At 71.4% G+C, this 18,689-nt stretch carries 17 protein-coding genes; 11 read left to right on the top strand and 6 right to left on the bottom strand.

Features of this window, described 5'->3' with window-relative positions; all coding sequences use genetic code 11:
* From WMF22_RS07675 to WMF22_RS07665, 3 genes are read right to left on the bottom strand one after another with little or no spacing between them, the layout of a single operon-like run.
* Entirely contained in the window at positions 1-576 is a 576-nt protein-coding gene (locus WMF22_RS07675; protein WP_437298455.1) for a YfiR family protein, read from the bottom strand.
* Positions 573-983, bottom strand: a complete 411-nt coding sequence (locus tag WMF22_RS07670; RefSeq protein ID WP_437298454.1) for a response regulator — start codon at positions 981-983, stop codon at positions 573-575. Before WMF22_RS07670 ends, WMF22_RS07675 begins: the two co-directional genes overlap by 4 nt.
* 4 nt (positions 984-987) lie before the next feature.
* Positions 988-3,213 carry a HAMP domain-containing protein gene (locus tag WMF22_RS07665; protein ID WP_438035342.1) on the bottom strand — a complete coding sequence of 742 codons (2,226 nt, stop codon included), beginning with the start codon at positions 3,211-3,213 and terminating at the stop codon, positions 988-990.
* Positions 3,214-3,458: 245 nt separating this feature from the next.
* On the opposite strand from WMF22_RS07665, the gene WMF22_RS07660 reads away from it, so the two are divergent.
* The 11 genes from WMF22_RS07660 (at position 3,459) to WMF22_RS07610 (ending at position 15,061) form a co-directional block, all read left to right on the top strand.
* On the top strand, positions 3,459-4,304 hold the full coding sequence (locus WMF22_RS07660; protein WP_438035341.1) for a PPK2 family polyphosphate kinase: 846 nt from the start codon (positions 3,459-3,461) through the stop codon (positions 4,302-4,304).
* 211 nt (positions 4,305-4,515) lie between these two features.
* Positions 4,516-5,085, top strand: a complete 570-nt coding sequence (locus tag WMF22_RS07655; RefSeq protein WP_438035340.1) for an RDD family protein — start codon at positions 4,516-4,518, stop codon at positions 5,083-5,085.
* 16 nt (positions 5,086-5,101) lie between these two features.
* Entirely contained in the window at positions 5,102-5,962 is an 861-nt protein-coding gene (locus WMF22_RS07650) for an RDD family protein (RefSeq protein ID WP_438035339.1), read from the top strand.
* Positions 5,959-6,939: a stage II sporulation protein M gene (locus WMF22_RS07645; protein ID WP_438035338.1), complete on the top strand. Its 981-nt coding sequence runs from the start codon at positions 5,959-5,961 to the stop codon at positions 6,937-6,939. Before WMF22_RS07650 ends, WMF22_RS07645 begins: the two co-directional genes overlap by 4 nt.
* A complete protein-coding gene (locus tag WMF22_RS07640; protein ID WP_438035337.1) occupies positions 6,936-7,733 on the top strand; it encodes a hypothetical protein in 798 nt (265 codons plus the stop codon). The genes WMF22_RS07645 and WMF22_RS07640 overlap by 4 nt, the downstream gene beginning before the upstream one ends.
* Positions 7,730-9,799, top strand: coding sequence for a DUF4350 domain-containing protein (locus WMF22_RS07635; protein WP_438035336.1), 2,070 nt, complete (start codon positions 7,730-7,732; stop codon positions 9,797-9,799). The genes WMF22_RS07640 and WMF22_RS07635 overlap by 4 nt, the downstream gene beginning before the upstream one ends.
* Complete coding sequence (locus WMF22_RS07630; RefSeq protein WP_438035335.1) at positions 9,796-10,761, top strand: AAA family ATPase; 966 nt, start codon at positions 9,796-9,798, stop codon at positions 10,759-10,761. The genes WMF22_RS07635 and WMF22_RS07630 overlap by 4 nt, the downstream gene beginning before the upstream one ends.
* A gap of 5 nt (positions 10,762-10,766) precedes the next feature.
* Positions 10,767-12,062, top strand: a complete 1,296-nt coding sequence (locus WMF22_RS07625) for a DUF58 domain-containing protein (RefSeq protein ID WP_437298445.1) — start codon at positions 10,767-10,769, stop codon at positions 12,060-12,062.
* A gap of 149 nt (positions 12,063-12,211) precedes the next feature.
* A complete protein-coding gene (locus tag WMF22_RS07620) occupies positions 12,212-13,780 on the top strand; it encodes an AbgT family transporter (protein WP_438035334.1) in 1,569 nt (522 codons plus the stop codon).
* A gap of 71 nt (positions 13,781-13,851) precedes the next feature.
* Complete coding sequence (locus WMF22_RS07615) at positions 13,852-14,475, top strand: sugar O-acetyltransferase (protein WP_437298443.1); 624 nt, start codon at positions 13,852-13,854, stop codon at positions 14,473-14,475.
* A gap of 10 nt (positions 14,476-14,485) precedes the next feature.
* Positions 14,486-15,061: a TetR/AcrR family transcriptional regulator gene (locus tag WMF22_RS07610; RefSeq protein WP_438035333.1), complete on the top strand. Its 576-nt coding sequence runs from the start codon at positions 14,486-14,488 to the stop codon at positions 15,059-15,061.
* 42 nt (positions 15,062-15,103) lie between these two features.
* Here WMF22_RS07610 and WMF22_RS07605 read toward each other — a convergent pair whose 3' ends face one another.
* From WMF22_RS07605 to WMF22_RS07595, 3 genes are all read right to left on the bottom strand, one after another.
* Complete coding sequence (locus WMF22_RS07605; protein ID WP_438035332.1) at positions 15,104-16,222, bottom strand: DUF4185 domain-containing protein; 1,119 nt, start codon at positions 16,220-16,222, stop codon at positions 15,104-15,106.
* On the bottom strand, positions 16,219-17,823 hold the full coding sequence (locus WMF22_RS07600) for a sensor histidine kinase (RefSeq protein WP_438035331.1): 1,605 nt from the start codon (positions 17,821-17,823) through the stop codon (positions 16,219-16,221). The genes WMF22_RS07605 and WMF22_RS07600 overlap by 4 nt, the downstream gene beginning before the upstream one ends.
* 387 nt (positions 17,824-18,210) lie before the next feature.
* Complete coding sequence (locus WMF22_RS07595; protein ID WP_437298439.1) at positions 18,211-18,681, bottom strand: GNAT family N-acetyltransferase; 471 nt, start codon at positions 18,679-18,681, stop codon at positions 18,211-18,213.
* Between the last annotated feature and the right edge of the window lie 8 nt (positions 18,682-18,689).

Raw genomic sequence — 18,689 nt, 5'->3', positions numbered from 1 at the left:
TCAATAGATCCTTGCCAGTTTGAGGATGGGAGCGGGGAAGTCGATGTGCTGGGCCCGGGCCTGCGCGAGGTTGATGCTCATGCGCGGCTTGCCGTCCGCGACGTCGACGCCGAGCACGGCCCCCTGCGAGACATAGGGCTCCACGGCCGCGAAGCTCAGGATGCCCGTGTCCGTGAGCGCGCCGCGTATCGCGGCGACCTCCCTGCCGAGCCCCGAGGAGATGTACACGACGTTGATGTCGCGCGCGCGGCACGCCGCGGCGAGCTCGGACGCGCTCGAGTACTCGGCGCTCTCCACGCGGATCGGCTTGTCACGCACCTTGCCGATGTCGTTCAGCGCCCTCCTCATCTGGAGCGCGGCGCTCGCCGAGTCCGCGTCGCCGGCCCGAGAGAGCAGGAGGAAAGAGACCTGTCCCTTCACCCGCTCTGGAAAGCCCCTGTCGTACGGCAGGATGCGCGTGACGATCTCCGCTTGCACGGCGAAGGGCGCCGTCGCCGGCTCCGCCATGACATGGAATGGGGCGAGGGCGGCCGCGACGAAGAGGCCGAGCACGAGGGCGCGCCGGCGAGGCGTCATGTCTTGCGTTCCTTGCCGCGCGACAGGCCGGCGAGCTTGCGGATGCGGAGCGCCGCTTGCACCTGCGGCGTGAGGGCGAGCAGATCGCCTTTCCTGCTGAAGACGCCGTCGAAGCCGAGCTCCGCGTACCGCGCTCCGGCCTCGGCGTCCGTCGTGTAGAGGTAGAAGAGCGGCGGCCTCTCGCCCTCGGGCACCGCGGCCTTGAGCGAGCGGAGGACGGCGGCGCCGTCGAGGCCCGGCATGAAGAAGTCGACGATGACGAGATCGCAGCCGCGCAGGTGGCGGGCCGTGCCGACGAGCTGCGTCGTCGTGACCACCTCGTAGCCGGCGCTCGACAGCTCGACGCGGATCCGCATCAGCACGATCTCGCTGTCATCGATCACCAGGATGCGTCCGCCGTGTGACATCGGGTCATTCTCCGTTGCTGAGAGGGGCAGCCTGGGGGCGGATCACGAACGCCGCGCCGGTCCGGCGCGACGCGTCCACCTCGATGAGCCAGCCGACCGAGAGGAGATCGGCGCGGACCGCGGAGAGGCCGATGCCGCGGCCCGCGAGGTCGCTCACGTCGCCCTTCGTGCTCACGCCGGGGGTGAACAGGAGCTCGCGCGTCCGGCGCAGATCCTTCGGATCGACGCCGGCGCTCGTCGCGAGGGCGTCGAAGTCGATGCCCTGACCGTCGTCCTCGACGAGGAGGGTGGGCAGCGGCCGGTCCTCGATGCAGCTGGCGCGGATCACGCCGACCTCGGGCTTGCCCGTCCGGGTGCGCGCGTCGGGGGGCTCGATTCCATGGGCGATCGCGTTCCGCACGAGGTGGAGGAACACGCCCGGCAGCAAGCGCGCGAGATCCGGAGGAATGGAGGCCTCGCGGCCGTCGATCTCGAGGCGGGCGCGCTTGCCCTCCCGCTCGGCCCAGCGGGGGACGCGCTCGAGGAGCGGCGCGAGCACCTCGCCGAACGGCCGGGCCGCGAGGCGGCGGACGATCTCGGCGGCCTCGCCGCCCTGCGGGCCGACGAGCTCGCCGAGGCGGGTGACGTCCGTGCGGCGGACCGTGATCTGGTCGAGGATCGCGCTGCCCACGGGCGAGGCGTCGACGAACGTCTCCTGCGCGCGCGTGAGCTCGTCCGCGACGCGGGTGAGCCGCGAGCGCCACGACGCCGCGTGCCCCTCGACCGAGGGCCTGTCCTCCGAGCGCGCGCGCGCCTGGACCCTGGAGAGCTCGTCCTCGAGCGTCATGATCTCGTCCGCGAGGCGCTCCAGGTCGAACGACCGGGCCTCGCCCTTCATGGTGTGCAGCTGCTGCAAGAGCTCGTCGATGTCCGCGGGGCAGAGCTCCCCGCCGGGCCTCAGGATCTCGCTGCACCGGGCCACGCGCTCGCGCGAGATCTCGATGAAGCGGACGAAGACCTGGCCGCCGCCGGCGATGAGGCGGCGCATGGCGGCGATCTGGCGCGCGTGCTCCTCGTCCTTCGTCTTGACGCTCTCCGCGAGGCGCCTGAGCTCGGTCTGATCGGTCGCGAGCAGCATGATGCGCGCGATCTTCCGGCCGGAGACGATGGGGCAGAGCTCGATCCGCAAGAACCTCCGGTCGCCCGGCGCGCGCTCGAACCACACCTCGCGCGGGGCGAGCTCGGCGACCTCCGGGAAGGCGTCGACGTCGGCGTCGAACGCCGCGTCGACCCATTGCCGGAGCGCCTGGCTCTCGACGCAGAGCGGCCCGCCGCGGTAGAGGAGCTCCGCGACGTGGTTGCCCTCCGCGGCGCGGTCGCCGAAGATCTGCCTGGCTTCTCTCGAGGCCTCGCTGCCCAGCCGGCCGTCGGGGCCGAAGGCCACGATGGCCTCGCGCATGTTGTCGAAGAGCTCCCGGAGGCTCTCCGTGGCCATCTCGAGCTTGCCCTCGCGCTCGAGGATGGCAGAGCTCATCGCGTTGAAGACGTCGGCGAGCCGGCCGAGCTCGTCGTTCGTGCGGACGTTCACGCGGACGGCGCGGTCCCCTTCCCCGACGCGCCGCGCGGCGTCGACGAGCCGCGAGAGCGGACGCACGATCTGCCACCTCGCGAACGCGAGGAGCAGGAAGGCCGTCATCGCGCCGACGATGCCCGCGAACTCGAGGATGTTGCGGCGGGCCGCGGCGAACGCGGCGTTCTCGGGCTCGAGGGAGAAGACGAGGACGAGCGTCCCGAGGCGCCTCCCGTCGTCGCGCACGATCGGGCGGGCGACGCGTATCTCGCGCTCCAGGACCTGGTTCTCGGCGCCGCGCGCGGTGAACGCCGACAGGCCGCCTTCCGGCTGACCGATCTTGGCGACGGGCTCGGCGTCGCTGCCCCACGCGACCGCGGCGATGAGCGCGCGGTTCGACCGGAGCTGGTCGAGGTCGCCCTGCGCCGTGTCCCGATCGCCGAAATCGAGCGGCGCGGTCAGGGAGCCCGAGAGCAGATCCGCCATCATCGACGCGGCGTTCGCCTTCGCCGACACGAGGTCATCTCGTGTCTTCTGGATCACCTGATTGGCGACCAGCACGGTGACGCTGGTAAGGACCACCACGGTCGCTGCGGCGAGCTTGACGCCGATGCCGAGGTGAACGCCGGAGCGCCGCCGGTGAGCCGTTGGGGGCCGAGAGACAGGGGCAGAGACCAGCATCAGGCGCTCGGGGCGGCACGCCGTATCCGAGCCAAGGAATGGTCGAATCCAAGAGCGTGCGTCATCCGCGCCCCCCTCCACGGCAGAGGCTTCGCCAGGCGCACCATCGGAAGCACCCGAGGGACGAGGACAGGCGCATGGCGATGCCCTTCCGACCTCGACGGTACGTAGTTCATTTCATTTCTGCAACAGGATTTTCCGGTCCCGGCGACGGTGCCCCTACGCGATCGTGTAGGCTCGCGGACATGCCCATCACGCGACTCACGAAGCCTGATTCGAAGTTTCGCCTCGATGACGTCTCGACCGATCCTCCTCGGGGCGCGACGAAGCAGGAGGCGGCGGAGCGGCTGAAGGAGCTCGGCGACGAGCTGCTCGAGCTGCAGGAGCTGATGTGGGGGGCGAGGACGCACAGCATCCTCATCGTCCTTCAGGGCCGCGACGCGGCCGGCAAGGACGGGGCGATCAAGAACGTCGTCGGCGCGCTGAACCCGCGCGGCGTCACGGTGAGCTCGTTCGGCGTCCCCACGAAGGAGGAGCGAGAGCACGACTTCTTGTGGCGTATCCACCGGCAGGCGCCGCGCGCGGGGGAGTTCGCCATCTTCAACCGCTCTCATTACGAGGATGTGCTCGTCGTGCGCGTGCACGACCTCGCGCCCAAGTCGCTGTGGGGGGAGCGCTACGGTCACATCAACGACTTCGAGGAGCTGCTCGCCGAGCACGGGACCATCGTGCTCAAGTTCTTCCTGCACATCAGCAAGAAGGAGCAGGAGGAGCGGCTGCTGGAGCGCGAGGAGAACCCGTCGACCGCGTGGAAGCTCAACGTGAACGACTGGAAAGAGCGGGAGCACTGGGACGAGTACACCGAGGCTTACGACGAGGTCTTCCGGCGCTGCTCGTCCAAGCACGCGCCCTGGTGCATCGTGCCGGCCGACGCGAAGTGGTACCGCAACCTCGTCGTCGCCGAGACCGTGGCGGAGACGATGCGGGACTACCGCGATGGCTGGCTGAAGACGCTCGAGCGGAACGGGAAGGCAGGCCGCGAGGAGCTCGACGAGTACCGGAGGTCGCGGGGCGGGCGGAACAAGGGGTGAGCGCGCCCGAGCGATATCCGCCCTGACCAGGCGCAGAGCGCAAGTCGCGCGCCGCGGCCTGCGTGGGCTCCCGGTGCCATGGCACGGAGCTCCACGCGAGGGATTCCGTGGTTGCATGAACGATGGATGTCCCCAGCCGGCAGGGCCGAGCGCCTCGGCCGATTGACGCGCTGTCGCTCGGGTGATGCAATTCGGACGAGGAGGAGGGGGCATGCAGCTCGACGATCCCAGGCACGAGTACAACCCGTACGCTGCACCCACGACCGACGACGCGCGCTCCTATGCCGAGGACGAGCCGGACGAGCACGTCCTCGCCGAGCGCGGCACGCGGTTCGGCGCGCGGATCCTCGACAACCTGCTGCTCGTCGGCTCGGCGATCCCCGTCATGATCCTCTTCATCGGCACCGACGCGCTCGATGGCGCCGCGGCGGACGAGTGGAAGCTCTACCTGATCATCGGCGCCGGCGCGCTCCTCGGCCCGCTCCCGCTCGTCATCTACCAGTGGTACCTCATCGCCACGCGCGGGCAGACGCTCGGGAAGAAGTGGACGAAGATCAAGATCATCAAGGCGGACGGCTCGCGCGTCGACTTCGTGTCCGGCGTCATCGTCCGCAACTGGGTCCTCGCGCTCTTCGGCCTCGTCCCCGCTGTCGGCCAGGCGCTCAGCACGATCGTCAACCTGGTCGACGCCCTCATGATCTTCAGCGATGATCGCCGCTGCCTGCACGATCGCATCGCCGGCACCAAGGTCGTCGTCGCCCCGCCCAAGGCGGGCTCCTGATCGCCCTCCTCGCCGCATGATCCACCGCGAGACGCTCCGCGAACCGCTCGACACGAGCGCCGAGATCGAGACGCCGGAGCACGTGCGGTTCCGCCACCAGATCGCGGGCCCGGCGCGGCGCGCGCTCGCGTACCTCATCGATCTGGTGGTGCGCGGCGCCATCGTCTTCGCGATCGGGATGCTCGCCGCGATCGGCGGCGTCGCCGTGGGGCCGGCGCTGCGCGGCGCGTCGACGGGCTTCGTGCTGCTGGTCCTCTTCGCGATCGAGTGGGGGTACTATGTCTTCTTCGAGACCCTCTGGAGCGGCTGCACGCCCGGCAAGCGCGCCCTCTCGCTGCGCGTCGTCACCGACGGCGGCCAGCCGCTCCGCTTCGGGGACAGCCTGCTGCGCAACCTGCTGCGCGCCGCGGATCTCCTCCCCCCGTTCATCGATCCGCTCTCGTTCCTCGGCACGTACGCGGTCGGCCTCGCCGTCATGGGCCGTGATCCGCGCTTCCGCCGCCTCGGCGATCTCGTGGGCGGCACCCTCGTGATCGTCGAGGCGCGCCACACGGTCGCCGGCCCGCTCGTCCTCCGACCCGCGCCGAGCCCCGCGGAGCTCTCGAGCCTGCCCGCGCGCCTCCCGCTCTCCGGCGAGGAGCTCGACGCCATCGAGCTCTTCCTCCGCCGCCTCGATCGCCTCTCGCCCGCGCGCGCCAGCGAGCTCGCGGAGATGACCGCGCCCGTGTTCGCGCGGCGCATGGGCGTTCGCTACAAGGACGCCACGCGCTTCCTCGGCGTCCTCCACCACCGCGCGCACGCGCACCGCGGCGGCCAGGAGGGGGCCGAGAGCGGCCCAAAGCCCCGCCGCAAGCGCAAGAAGGAGGTGAGCGCGTGATCGGCGCCCGCTCCCAGGACGAGTTCGTCGCGGCCCGCAGGCCGGACTGGCAGGAGCTCGATCGCCTCCTGGTCGACGACAGCGGCTCGCTCGCGAAGAAGGACGGCGCCGCCATCTCGCGCCTCGCCGCGCTCTACCGCTCGCTCTGCACCGATCTGATGCGCGCGCGCGCGGCGCGCTACACGCCCGATCTCACCGCGTACCTCGACGCGCTCGCCGCGCGCGCGCACGCGACGCTCTACGGCGCGGAGCCCTTCCGCCTCCCCGACGTCGTCTCCTTCTTCACCCGCGATTTCCCGCGCGCATTGCGCGACAACGGCCGCTTCTTCGCGATCGCCTGCGCGCTCTTCTTCCTCCCCTCGCTCGTCGGCATCGCGGGCGCGCTCGCCTCCGACGAGTTCGCCACCCACGTGCTCCCGAGCCCGGTGCTCCAGGCCATGGCCCAGATGTACAGCGAGGGCCTGAGCGGGCGCGACGCGGGCACCGACACGGGCATGGCGGGGTTCTACGTCTTCAACAACGTCGGCATCGCCTTCCGCTGCTTCGCCACCGGCGTGCTCTTCGGCGCGGGCAGCATCTTCTTCCTCATCTACAACGGCCTCTTCACCGGCACCGTCGTCGGCCACGTGATGAGCGTGGGCCACGGCGGCAACATCTGGACGTTCATGTGCAGCCACGCGCCCTTCGAGCTCACCGCGATCGTGATCGCCGGCGGCGCGGGGCTCGAGATGGGCTACGCGCTCGTCGAGACGCGCGGCCGCACGCGCGTCGGCTCGCTGCGCCGCGCGGCGCCGTCGATCGTGCGCCAGATCCTCGGCGCGGCGGCGATGCTGCTGATCGCCGCGGGGATCGAGGGCTTCTGGTCCCCCTCGGGGCTCCCCCCGCCGGTGAAGTGGGCGGCCTCGGGCGTCTTCTCGCTGCTCATCGTCCTCTACCTGGCGCTCGCGGGTCGCCCCGCGAAGGAGGCCTCGCGATGAACCTCGGCGCCTCCGCGATCGTGCTGCGCCCGCGCCCGCTCTCCGAGATCCTCGATCTCGCCTGCCGCCTCTGCATGTCGCTCGCGCTCGGCCTCTACGCGCGGCTCTCGGCGATCCTCTTCCTCCCGATGCTCGCCGGCTGCCTCGCGCTGCGGCACGCGGCGGGCTGGTCGTGGCTCGCGGTGTGGGGCGTCGCGATCGCGCTCGGCGGCGTCGCGCAGGGCGTGTTCACCGTCGCGGTGGGGCGCCTGCTCTTCTCGGAGGAGCTCAGCGCGGGCCAGGTGCTCCGCCTGTTCAGGGCGCGCCTCTCGTCGTACCTGTGGATGCTCTTCCTGAGCCGCCTCCTGCTCGCCGCGGCAGCGCTCCCGATGCTCCTTGGCCTCCCCATCGCCTGGCCGCGCCTCGTCTTCGTGCACGAGGCCAGCTTGCTCGAGGCCGCGGACGCCGGCGACGCCATCCAGCGCAGCAGCCGCTTCGTCACCGGCCGCGTCGCCGCGGTCCTCGGCGCGCTGATCGCGCTGCTCCTCGCGCAGGCCGGCGTCGCGCTCATGGCGGAGCTGCTCGGCCAGTCGCTCGTCGACGCGATCCTCCAGCTCGGCAAGCCGTTCGGCGCGCTCCTCGACGACGGCGGCTCGCCCTTCGCGCTCGCGGGCTTCTTCGCCGGCATCCCGTACGTCGCGACCGCGCGCTTCCTCCACTACATCGACGCGCGCACGCGCGCCGACGGCTGGGACATCCAGCTCCGCTTCCTCGCGATCGCCGCGCGCGAAGGCGAGAAGAGGGCCGCCGCGTGAGCCGCCGCGCGCGCCTCTTCGCCGCCCTCGTCGCGCTCTCCGCTGGCGCGCCGCTCGCGCGAGACGCCCGGGCGGAGGACGAGGAGAAGAACGTTCACTTTAGCGTGCGCGACGTCCTCGAGGACGATCGCTACCGCTTCTGCCACGAGGACGACTACCCGCTCACCCCCGAGGAGCACGCGTGGTGCCCGATCATCGCCGGATCGAGCGACGTGTGCCCGGAGCTCCCCGCCGCGTGCACGCTGCCCCCGGTCGAGCTCTCGCGATCGGCCGTGTCCGGCCGCGGCGGCCGCGGCGCGTCCGGCAAACCTCGCGCGGGCGGCGCGCCGACCGATCGCGGCCCGACCGAGGACGAGCGCCGCCGCCCCTGGCCCGAGATGCGCGTCGATCTCTCGGGGATGAGCTTCTTCGCGTCGGTGCTCTTCATCGGCCTGCTCGTTGTCTTCTTCGGGGGGGTGATCCACGCGCTGCTGAAGAACCTGCTCCGCGATCGCGCGCCCGCCGACGAGGCCAAGGAGGAGAGGGCGCCCGCGCGCGGCCCCACGCTCGAGGAGACGGCGAGGCGCGAGGTCGAGACCGACGTGCAGCGCCTGCTCGCGCGCGCGCGCAGCCACGCGGCCCGCGGCGACCACGCGCGCGCGATCGACGACGCGTACGCCGCGCTCCTTCGCCGCCTCGACGGGGATGGTCTCATCGAGATCCACCCCTCTCGCACCAACGGCGACTACGTGCGCAGCCTGCGCGATCGGCCCGATCTCAAGGGCGCGATGCGATCGATCGTGCGCGACGTGGAGGGCGTGCAGTTCGGCGTCACGCCGCCCTCCGAGCCGATCTTCCGCGCGGTGATGGACCGCGTCGTCCCGCTCGTGAGCCGCGCGCTCGCGCTCGCGCTCGTCGCCTTCGGCCTCTCCGCCGCGCTCTCCTGTACGCCGCACGCCGGCGGCGGCGACGAGGGCGGCGGCGATCGGTCGCCCTCGGGCACCCAGGCGGTGCTCGAGGTGCTCAAGGAGCAGGGCTTCAAGGCGCGGCGCCGCGGCGAGGCGCTCGCGGTGCCCGATCGCGCGCTCGCGCTGGTGGTGCTGCCGGGCGCGACGATCGACGACGCCACGTGGAAGGACCTGTTCGCGTGGGTGAGCGACAAGGGCGGCACGCTCTTCCTCGCCGGGCTCCCGCGCCTGCCCGACGAGGTCGAGCTCGGCCTGCGCGTGGCCCAGGACGCCGAGACGTCGACGGCGCTCGCCGCGGACTGGTCGCGCGGGCTCCGCGCCTCGCTCCCGCCCGGCAAGCGCCTCGTCGAGGCGAACGGCGACGAGCCCGAAGACCTCTACATGATCCTCCGGGGCGAGTCGTCCTCGACCGCGGGCGTCGTCCGCCGCCTCGGCGAGGGCAAGGTCGTCGTCGTCGCGGACGATCGCCTCGTGTCGAACGTCTCGCTCGCGGCCCCCGACAACGCGCAGCTCTTCCTCGATCTGCTCCGGTTCGCGCCGTACGCGACCGAGGTCGAGATCGTCGACGAGTGGACGGGCGTCGGCGCCGAGACGCCCTTCGAGGCCGTGCGCGAGGCGAACCTCTGGCCCGTGATCGCGCAGCTCTTCCTGCTCCTCGCGCTGCTCTACCTCTGGAAGGGCAGCGCCTTCGCGCGCCTGCGCGATCCGCCCGCCGCGGGGCGGCGCGCCTTCGCCGATCACGCCCGCGCGCTCGGCCTCGCCTACCGGCGCGCGCGCGCCTCGCGCCACGCCGCGGGCCTCTACGCGAGCTGGGCGCTCGATCGCCTGCGCGAGCGCGTGCACCGCTCCGGCCGGCGGGGCCTCATCCCGCTCGCCGAGGCGATCGCCGCGCGCACCGGCCGCCCCGAGGCCGAGGTGATGCGCGTGCTGGTCGAGGCCTCCGGCGCCCGCGAGGACGCCGCGCCCGCCTCGTCGCTCCGCGCGCCCGAGAGCGCGCGCGGCGCGCGGCCGTCGCCTCGCGCGCGCGACGGCGCCGCCGCCGATCTCGAGCTCGTGCGCGAGCTCCAGGGCTTCCTCGACGCGACCGGTCAGCGAACCTCCGACCGAAAGACGACATGAACCCGATTGAATTCCGCGATCGCTTCGATCTCCTCCGCCGCGAGGCCGGCAAGGTGCTCCTCGGCCAGGACGATCTCATCCTGCACACGCTCGTCGCCGTCCTCGCCGGCGGTCACGTGCTCATCGAGGGCGTGCCCGGCCTCGGCAAGACGCTGCTCGTGCGCACCCTCGCGCACGTGCTCGGCGCCACCTTCAAGCGCATCCAGTTCACGCCCGATCTGATGCCGAGCGACGTCACCGGCGGCAACGTCTTCAACCAGAGGGAAGACCGCTTCGTCTTCCACGAGGGGCCGATCTTCACGCAGCTCCTCCTCGCCGACGAGATCAACCGCGCGCCCGCCAAGACGCAGAGCGCGCTGCTCGAGGCGATGCAGGATCTCGCGGTCACCTCCGACGGCATCACGCGCGCGCTGCCGGATCCGTTCTTCGTCATCGCCACGCAGAACCCCATCGAGTCGCAGGGCACCTACCCGCTCCCCGAGGCGCAGCTCGATCGCTTCTTGATCCAGGTCAACGTCAAGCACCCCTCGCAGGCGGTCGAGCGGCTGATCCTCAAGAACCACGTCAACGGCTTCCACGCGGCGCGCCTCGATCGCTTCGAGATCCAGCGCGTCGCCACCGCGGCCGAGCTCGTCGAGATGCGCGAGGGGCTCGCGCGGATCCGCGTGGACGACGGCATCATCGAGTACATCGCCGACATCGTCGGCCGGAGCCGCGTGCACCGCTCGGTCTACCTCGGCGCCTCGCCGCGCGCGTCGATCGGCCTGCTCGCGGTCGCGCGCGCCATGGCCGCGAGCGAGGGCCGCGAGTACGTCATCCCCGACGACGTGAAGGCGCTCGCGCCCGCGATCCTGCGCCACCGGCTCATCCTGCACCCCGACGCCGAGATCGAGGGCGTGAGCGCCGACGACTGCGTCGACGACATCCTCCGCGAGGCCAAGGTGCCGAAGACGGCGGCCTGAGCGCGATGATCCCCTCGCGCGCCCTCGTCCTGCTCGCGATCGTGCCCCTCGGGCTCGCGGTGGCGACGCTCGTCGATCGCACGCTGCTCCTGCCCATGCTCGCCGCGGACGCGGGCATCGCGCTCTGGGCCGCGATCGACGCGCTCCTCGCGCGGAGGCCGCTGGTGACGGTGAAGCGCCACGCCCCCGCGGTGCTCTCCATCGGGCGCCCGAACCTGATCACGCTCGAGATCCGCTCGCTCTCGCGCCGCAAGCTCTCGATCGAGGTCGCCGACGATCTCTTCGATCACGCCGAGAGCGACGACCTGCCGGTGAAGCTCGAGCTCCCGCCCAGGGAGCGCGCGACGGCCCGCTACCACGTGCGCCCCACCCGCCGCGGCGCGCACACGATCGGCGATCACCACGTGCGCTACCTCTCCCCGTTCGGCCTCTGGATCCGGCAGGTCACGGTGCCGGCCGAGACGCAGGTCAAGGTGTACCCCGACGTGCAGGCCGTGCGCACCTTCGAGCTCATGGCGCGCCAGGATCGCGATCCGTCGGCGCTGCGCGCCTCGCGCAAGCGCGGCGGCGAGAGCGAGTTCGAGCGCCTGCGCGAGTACCGCCGCGGCGACGAGTTCCGCTCCATCGACTGGAAGGCGACGGCGCGGCAGAAGAAGATCATCAGCCGCGAGTACCAGCTCGAGAGCAACCAGAACCTCCTCTTCCTCCTCGACGCGGGCCGCCTGATGACCGCGCAGACGCAGGGGCTCTCGCTCTTCGATCACGCGCTCAACGCGAGCTTGATGCTCTCGCACGTCGCCGCGCGCGGCGGCGACCGCGTGGGCCTGCTCGCCTTCGCCGACGGCATCAAGAGCTACGCGCCCCCGGTGAGCGGCGCGGGCGCGGCCAAGCACGTGCTCTCCGCGGGGTATGACCTCTACCCCGAGCTCGTCGAGACCAACTACGGCTCCGCGTTCCAGCACGTGGGCCTGCGCGTGCGCAAGCGGAGCCTGATCGTGCTCTTCACGCAGGTCGTCGACGACGTCGCCGCGAGCGAGCTGCTCCGCCTGATGCGCGGGGTGATGCCGCGCCACCTGCCGCTCATGGTGCTGCTGCGGGACGTGGAGATCGACGCGCTGGTCGAGGGCGGCGACGCCGACCCCTACACGCGCGGCGCCGCGGCCGAGCTCTCGAGCTTCCGCGATCGGCTCGTGCGCGACCTCAAGAACCACGGCGCCCTGGTGCTCGACGTCGCGCCCGGCCAGCTCACCGGGCAGCTCATCAACCGGTATCTCGAGATCAAAGCGCGCCATTTGCTCTGATCTGCGCGGCGGCCCTGGCGCCCATTGCTGCTCCAGCAGCAATCGGTGCTGATCCACTGCTCCTGCACGAGCACACCGGCGCCGGCCCGGGCAGCCGATCACGGTTCAGCGCGTCACGCTCCGCGGGGTGATCGCTCTAAGATGAGCGCATGTCCAGCGAGCAACCCGAGCAGTCCCTTCCCCCGCCCCGCGCCGAGCTCCGCGGGGCGAGCCGCCTCCTCGACGCGCTGGAGCGCGCAGGCAACAAGCTGCCTGATCCCGCGGTGCTCTTCGTCCTGCTGGCCGCGGTGGTCGTGGTCCTCTCCGCCGCGCTCGCGACGCTCCAGTTCAGCGAGATCGACCCGCGCACGAAGCAGCCGCTCGTGGTCCACAGCCAGCTCTCGGGCAAGGCGATCACCGAGTTCCTCTCGACGATGGTGCAGACCTTCACGAGCTTCCCGCCGCTCGGCGTGGTGCTCGTGGCCCTGCTCGGGGTCGGCATCGCCGAGCGCTCGGGGTTCATCAACGCCGGCCTGAAGAAGGTCCTCGCTGTCACGCCGAGGGCGCTGCTCACGCCGATGCTGATCCTCGTGGCCATCGCGAGCCACACAGCGGCGGACGCGGGGTACGTGCTCGTCATCCCGCTCGGCGGCGTGATCTTCCAGGCCGCCGGCCGGCACCCGCTCGCGGGCATCTCCGCGGCGTTCGCGGGCGTGTCGGGCGGCTTCAGCGCGAACTTCATCCCGTCGAGCCTCGACCCGCTGCTGCAGGGCCTCACGCAGGCCGGCGCGAACATCCTCGACCCGAAGCGCACCGTGAACCCGCTGTGCAACTGGTTCTTCTGCAGCGCCTCCTGCCTCGTGATCGTCGCGGCCGGCTGGTACATCACCGACCGCGTGATCGAGCCGCGCCTCGCCCGGACGCCCGTCGACGCCGCGCCCGAGGCGGAGCAGCGCATGACGGCGGCGCTCGCGCCGCGCGAGGCGCGCGCGCTCTGGCTGGCCCTCGCGTCGATGGCGGCCAGCGTCGCGCTGCTGGTCGCGGCGAGCGCGCCGGCCTCGTCGCCGCTGCGCGCGCCGAGCGGGCAGCTCACGGTCAGCGGCGCGCCGCTGATGGGCTCGATCGTGCCGCTCATCTTCCTCTTCTTCCTCGTCCCGGGGCTCGTCTACGGCTACGCGGCCGGCACGTTCAAGAGCCACCGCGACGTCATCGACGGCATGAGCAAGACGATGAGCACGATGGCCTATTACCTGGTCATGGCCTTCTTCGCCGCGCAGTTCATCTTTCTCTTCAACCGCTCGAACCTCGGCGCGCTCCTCGCGCTGAAGGGCGCCGCGGGGCTGCAGGCGATGGCGCTCCCGAGCGGGGTGACCATCGTGGGCGTCATCCTGCTCACGGCGACCATCAACCTCCTCATCGGGTCCGCGTCGGCGAAATGGGCGCTGCTCGCCCCGATCCTCGTGCCCATGCTCATGTCGCTCGGCATCTCGCCGGAGCTCACGCAGGCGACGTACCGGATCGGGGACTCGACGACGAACATCATCTCGCCGCTGATGGTGTATTTCCCGCTCGTCGTGGTCTTCTGCCAGAAGTACGTGAAGGGCACGGGGATCGGCACGCTCGTCGCGCTGATGGTGCCTTACTCGGTGACCTTCCTCGTCGCCTGGACGCTGTTCCTCCTCGCGTACTGGCAGCTCGGGCTCCCGCTCGGCCTGGACGCGCCCTACGTCTACCCCTGAGACTGGACCTCTCCGGGGCGGCCGCGCGCGAGCCCGCCCTGCTCGTTCCCATGCAGTGTACACTCGTCCATATGTCGACCCCGCACGATCCCCGGTCCATGCGCGAGCGGATGCTCGCTGGCGACCTCTACATCGCCGACGATCCCGAGATCGCCGAGCAGAGCGCGGCTGCGCTCGACCTCATGGCGGCGTACAACGCGACGTCGCCACGGCAGCGCCCGCTGCGCCGCCGCTTGCTGGAGCAGCTGCTCGGCGCGATCGGCGAGGGCACCGAGATCCGCCCGCCGTTCTACGTGGACTACGGCTCGCGCATCACCTTCGGGGCGCGCTGCTTCGCGAACTTCGGGCTTGTCGCGCTCGACGTCGCGCCGATCACGATCGGCGACGACGTGCAGTTCGGCCCGAACGTGCAGCTGCTCACGCCGACCCACCCGGTGGAGCCCGAGCCCCGGCGGCAGAAATGGGAGGCGGCGAAGCCCATCACGATCGGGAACAACGTGTGGCTCGGCGGCGGCGCCATCGTGCTTCCGGGGGTGACGATCGGCGACAACACGGTGGTCGGCGCGGGCTCCGTCGTGACGCGCGACCTGCCGGCCAACGTGGTCGCGGTCGGGAACCCCGCCCGCGTGATCCGCGCGCTCGACGTCGCGCACGCCGCGGGGGCCGCGCAGGCGCCGGGCGAGGCGCGAGGGTGACGGAGGCGCGATGAGCGCCGCCAGGGCGAGGCGCGCCGCCCCCGCGCGGCGGGCCCGCCGCCACGACCCAGGGCGCCGGGAGCGGCTCCTTTCGACCGCGCTCGACGTGATCGCCGAGCAGGGCGTCGCCGGCGCGTCCCACCGCGCGATCGCCCGGGCCGCCGACGTGCCGCTCGGCTCGACCACGTACCACTTCGCCTCGATCGACGAGCTGCTCGCCGCAGCGTTCACCCGGCACGCGGACGACGTGGCCACCCGCTTCGAGGAGCAGATGCGCGCCGCGTGTAACCGCGAGGCCGCGGTCGAGCTCCTCGTCGAGCACCTCACCATGGCCCTGCTCGGCTCGGAGCGCGACCTGGTGCTCAGCGTCGAGCTCTACGTCGCCGCCGCCCGGAGGCCCGCGCTGCGCGCCGTCACCCAGGCCTGGATGCTGCGGAGCCGGCGCGCGCTGGAGCTCCACTTCGACCCGGTGACCGCGCGGGAGCTCGACGCGCTGGTCGAGGGCCTCGTGCTGCACAGCGCCCTGTCGACGGATCCCATGGCGCCCGAGCAGATCCGGCACGCCATCCGCCGCTTCACCCGCTGAGCGCCCGCAGGAGATCGCCCGGCAGGGGCGAGCGCTCGCCGGTCACTTCAGCACGACGCGGACGAGCGCGAGCTCCGACCCGAACCAGCCGCTCGTCGGCCGCGAGTACGTGATGTACTGCACCCGGCCGCCGTCCTCCTCGTACTCCGCGTGGTGAACCGAGTCGTACGGCGCGCGCTCCTCGGGGGCCGTATAGAGGGTGGCCTCGTCCGACCAAGGGCCGGTGAGGTCCGGCGCGGTGCGCGCCACGATCCGGTGGTCGAACGGGGGCGAGTAAACCGCCAGCCACGCCCCGAGGTGCTCACAGTACGAGACGGACATGATGGGCGCGCCGTCGAACAGCTCCGCGGCATCCCCGGCGTCGTCGCTCCAGCCCTCGCCGTCGAAGTAACGGAAGGCCCCTCGATCGACGGGCGTCTCGAGCGGCACGCGCGCGAGGCTGCACGGCTTGGACAGGCCGCCATCGCACGCGAAGGTGTACAGGTCGTCGCCGTGGGCGACCAGCGCGGCACCCCAGCCTGGCTCGCCTTCCCCGAAGAGCAGGTCGGGGTGCTCGGCGCTCGCGTCCACGATCGGCCGCACCGGCGCCTCGTCGAGGCCCTCCCAGATCGCGAACGACTGGCCCACGCCGCGGAAGTTGAAGTCGCCCGGCTCCGCATAGATGAGGCCATACGGGATCAAAGCGCGGTCGCGCGCCGCGTCGAGCACCGGCGCCCCGGGCCACACCGCCCAGCGAGCGCCGCACGGCGCCTCGGCGCAGTCATCGCCGGCGTGAGCGTCGTTGAACGCCTGCTCGCCCGCGGTGGGCGCGATGAAATACCCCGGCGCCCCCACGCTATCGGCCGGCGCGGAGAAGCCACCGATGCCGTCGGACGCGTCGAGATCGTCCGAGATGTCGAACGAGTTATGGTGCCAGTTCGTCCCTGCCTCATCAGCCTGCGTGAGCACGGTATCGCCATACACCCAGACCGACTTGCCCCACGCGACAGCGCTGTCCCCACCGTCGCGCCCTTCGATCCACGCCCCCTTCTCGACGACGCCGATCTCCTCGGCAGACGCGACGCCTGGCCCCGGCTCCCCGCCACACGCCGCGAGGACCAGATGCACGATGACGATGGGTACAGAACGCGGGAGCGTGAGGGATCGGCGTACAGAGCTCATGACGCCATCATCCCACGGCAGGGGACGGCGCAGCTCACCACGTGCTCGATGGGCAGCTCGACGACGAAGGTCGAACCCATGCCCAGCGCGCTCTCGACCCGGATCGAGCCGCCGTGGGCCTCGACGATCTGCCTGGTGATGAAGAGGCCGATGCCCACCCCGACATAGTCGCGCGACGAGACGGCGCGCTCGAACCGCTCGAAGATCCGCGCCGTGTTCTCGGGGGCGATGCCGATTCCATGATCGCGCACCGCGATCACGGCCGTGTCCCCGCGCCGCTGTACGCTGACCTCGACCGGGGCGTTCGCTCCATACTTCAGCGCATTGGACACGAGGTTCGTCACCACCTGCTCGATCCGCAGCGCGTCCCAGCGACCGAGGATCTCGCGCTCGACGCGCAGAGACAGCGAGCACCCCGCCTGCGCCAGCACCCCCCGGAGCGGCTCGACGGCCTGACACACCACCTCGGCGAGATTGACCTTCTCCGGCTCGAGATCGAGACGACCCGCCTTGATGCGCGACAGATCGAGCAGCTGATCGACGAGCCGCGTCAGCCGCGCGACCTGTCGAAGGCTCCCCTCCACCGCGCGGACGGTGCGGTCGTGCTGGAGGGGCGCCGGCTCGTCGCCGCCGAGCCTGCGCTCCAGCGCCTGCAGCGTGAGCTGGAGCGCGGCGATGGGCGTCCTGAGCTCGTGGGACGCGATGGAGAGGAACTCGTCCCTCTCTCGGACGGCAGCCTGGGCGGCCTCTTCGCGGAGAGCGAGTCGGCCGCGATCTTCCACGGCCCTCCCCCGATCCCGGTCGATGCAATCCAGCGCGGCAGCGCTCTTCCAGATGTGGCGCACGATGAGGACGATGCAGCCGACGACGAGGAGCGACGACTCGAACGCCGAGTCGTAGAGGCCGAGCTTCCGCCCCTTCACGATCACCCAGCCGAGGACGAACGGCGCGCCGAACGCGGCGAGAATCAGGCGGCGTGCCATCACGCCGCCTGCCCCCGCGCTCATCAGCAGCTCGACGCCGCTCAGCTCGGGCCGCGCGCACAGGACGCCGGCAGACAGCACCAGAAAGAGCAGCGCCGTATGCAACGCCATCTCGGTCGTCGCTCCGACGCCATAGAGATATCCGACCCCGAGCACGTATCCGAGCACCGCCAGCTGCCCGATCAACGCGATCGGCACGACCGTCGCGAAGAGGAGCCGGCGCGCGCGCCGCGCCTTCGCGTCGAGGAGCCACAGCGCCGAGCCGAGGAGGAGAAAGCAGATGGCCGTCGTGATAGCCATCCTTCCGAGGTGAGGGGTGCCGACGGCGCCCGGCCCCTCCCGGAAGAGAATTTGATCGACATGGAGCGGCCGGTTCAGCGCGTATTCCAGGAAGGTGAGCAGCCCGACGACAGCGACGCCCCCGGCGCACGCCCGTGAAAGGCGGCGCGTCCATGAGCTCGATCCCGCGCGGCGGTGGAGCCACAGCGACGCGGCGGCGGCAAGGAAGGCCAGCGCCGTGTTCGCCTTCATGGTCACGAAGGTCGGATGAACACTCTTGAGCGTCTGAACATCGAGCCACCAGCCCAAAAGGACGGCCCCGGCGGTCACGGCGGTCACGGCGCTCGCGGCTCGTGGGATGATCCCAATCCAGCCGAGCAGAGGTGAACCAAGGCGTTCGCGCGGGCAGCCAGGCCCGTCCAATCCGCCGCTTCGCCCGCCCGCTTTCGACATCATCAATCAGGTAGATTGTCTTCGAACACCGCGATGCGCAACGTGCGGTAGAAGGCACACGCTGCTTTTCCGTCACGCCTCCCAGCGCCGCGCTCTACGAGTTTTTTTTTGCATCTTCGGGTCTGCGATCGGTACAGGGGCAGCCGAGGCGAAGCGGCGGGGTCCGCCCGGCCGCGGATGGAACGGCAGAGGTCGCGACCTGCTGTGGCGCGCCGAGCACGCCAATGGCCGCCGCCATCCCCGGCCGGACTTCTATCCGCAGCGCCCGCGGGCTCAGGCCATCCGCCGGACCATCCTCGTGTGCGGGATCCCCGCCTCGTCGAAGATCGGCCCCTCCTCGACGAAGCCGAGCTTGCGATAGAACGCCGCTGCAGCGACCTGGGCGTTCAGGACCAGCGCGCGCGCGCCCTCGGCCCCGGCGACGCGGATCGCCTCCTCCATCAGCCGCCGCCCGAGGCCCGCGCCGCGAAGGTCTTTCCTGACGGCGACGCGGCCGACCTTGAGCGCGCCCTCGTACGGCAGGAGCCGCATCGTCGCGACGACCTCGCCGCCGTCGAGGACCACGAAGTGCCGCGCGACGGGGTCGAGCTCGTCGATCTCGATGTCCTCGGGCACGGACTGCTCGACGACGAAGACCTCGCGCCGGAGGCGGAGCGCGGCGGCGTAGAGCGGCGAATCGCTGTGGATCGGGAGGACGCCGCCGGCCATGCCCGCTTCGTGCGCCGTCTCGGGCGCCGCGTCCACCCGATTCA

Source organism: Sorangium sp. So ce204, assembly GCF_051526795.1.
GTDB lineage: Bacteria > Myxococcota_A > Polyangia > Polyangiales > Polyangiaceae > Sorangium > Sorangium cellulosum_B.
Note: the sequence above shows the minus strand (reverse complement) of the source record. Positions and strands in the feature narration are given on the sequence as shown.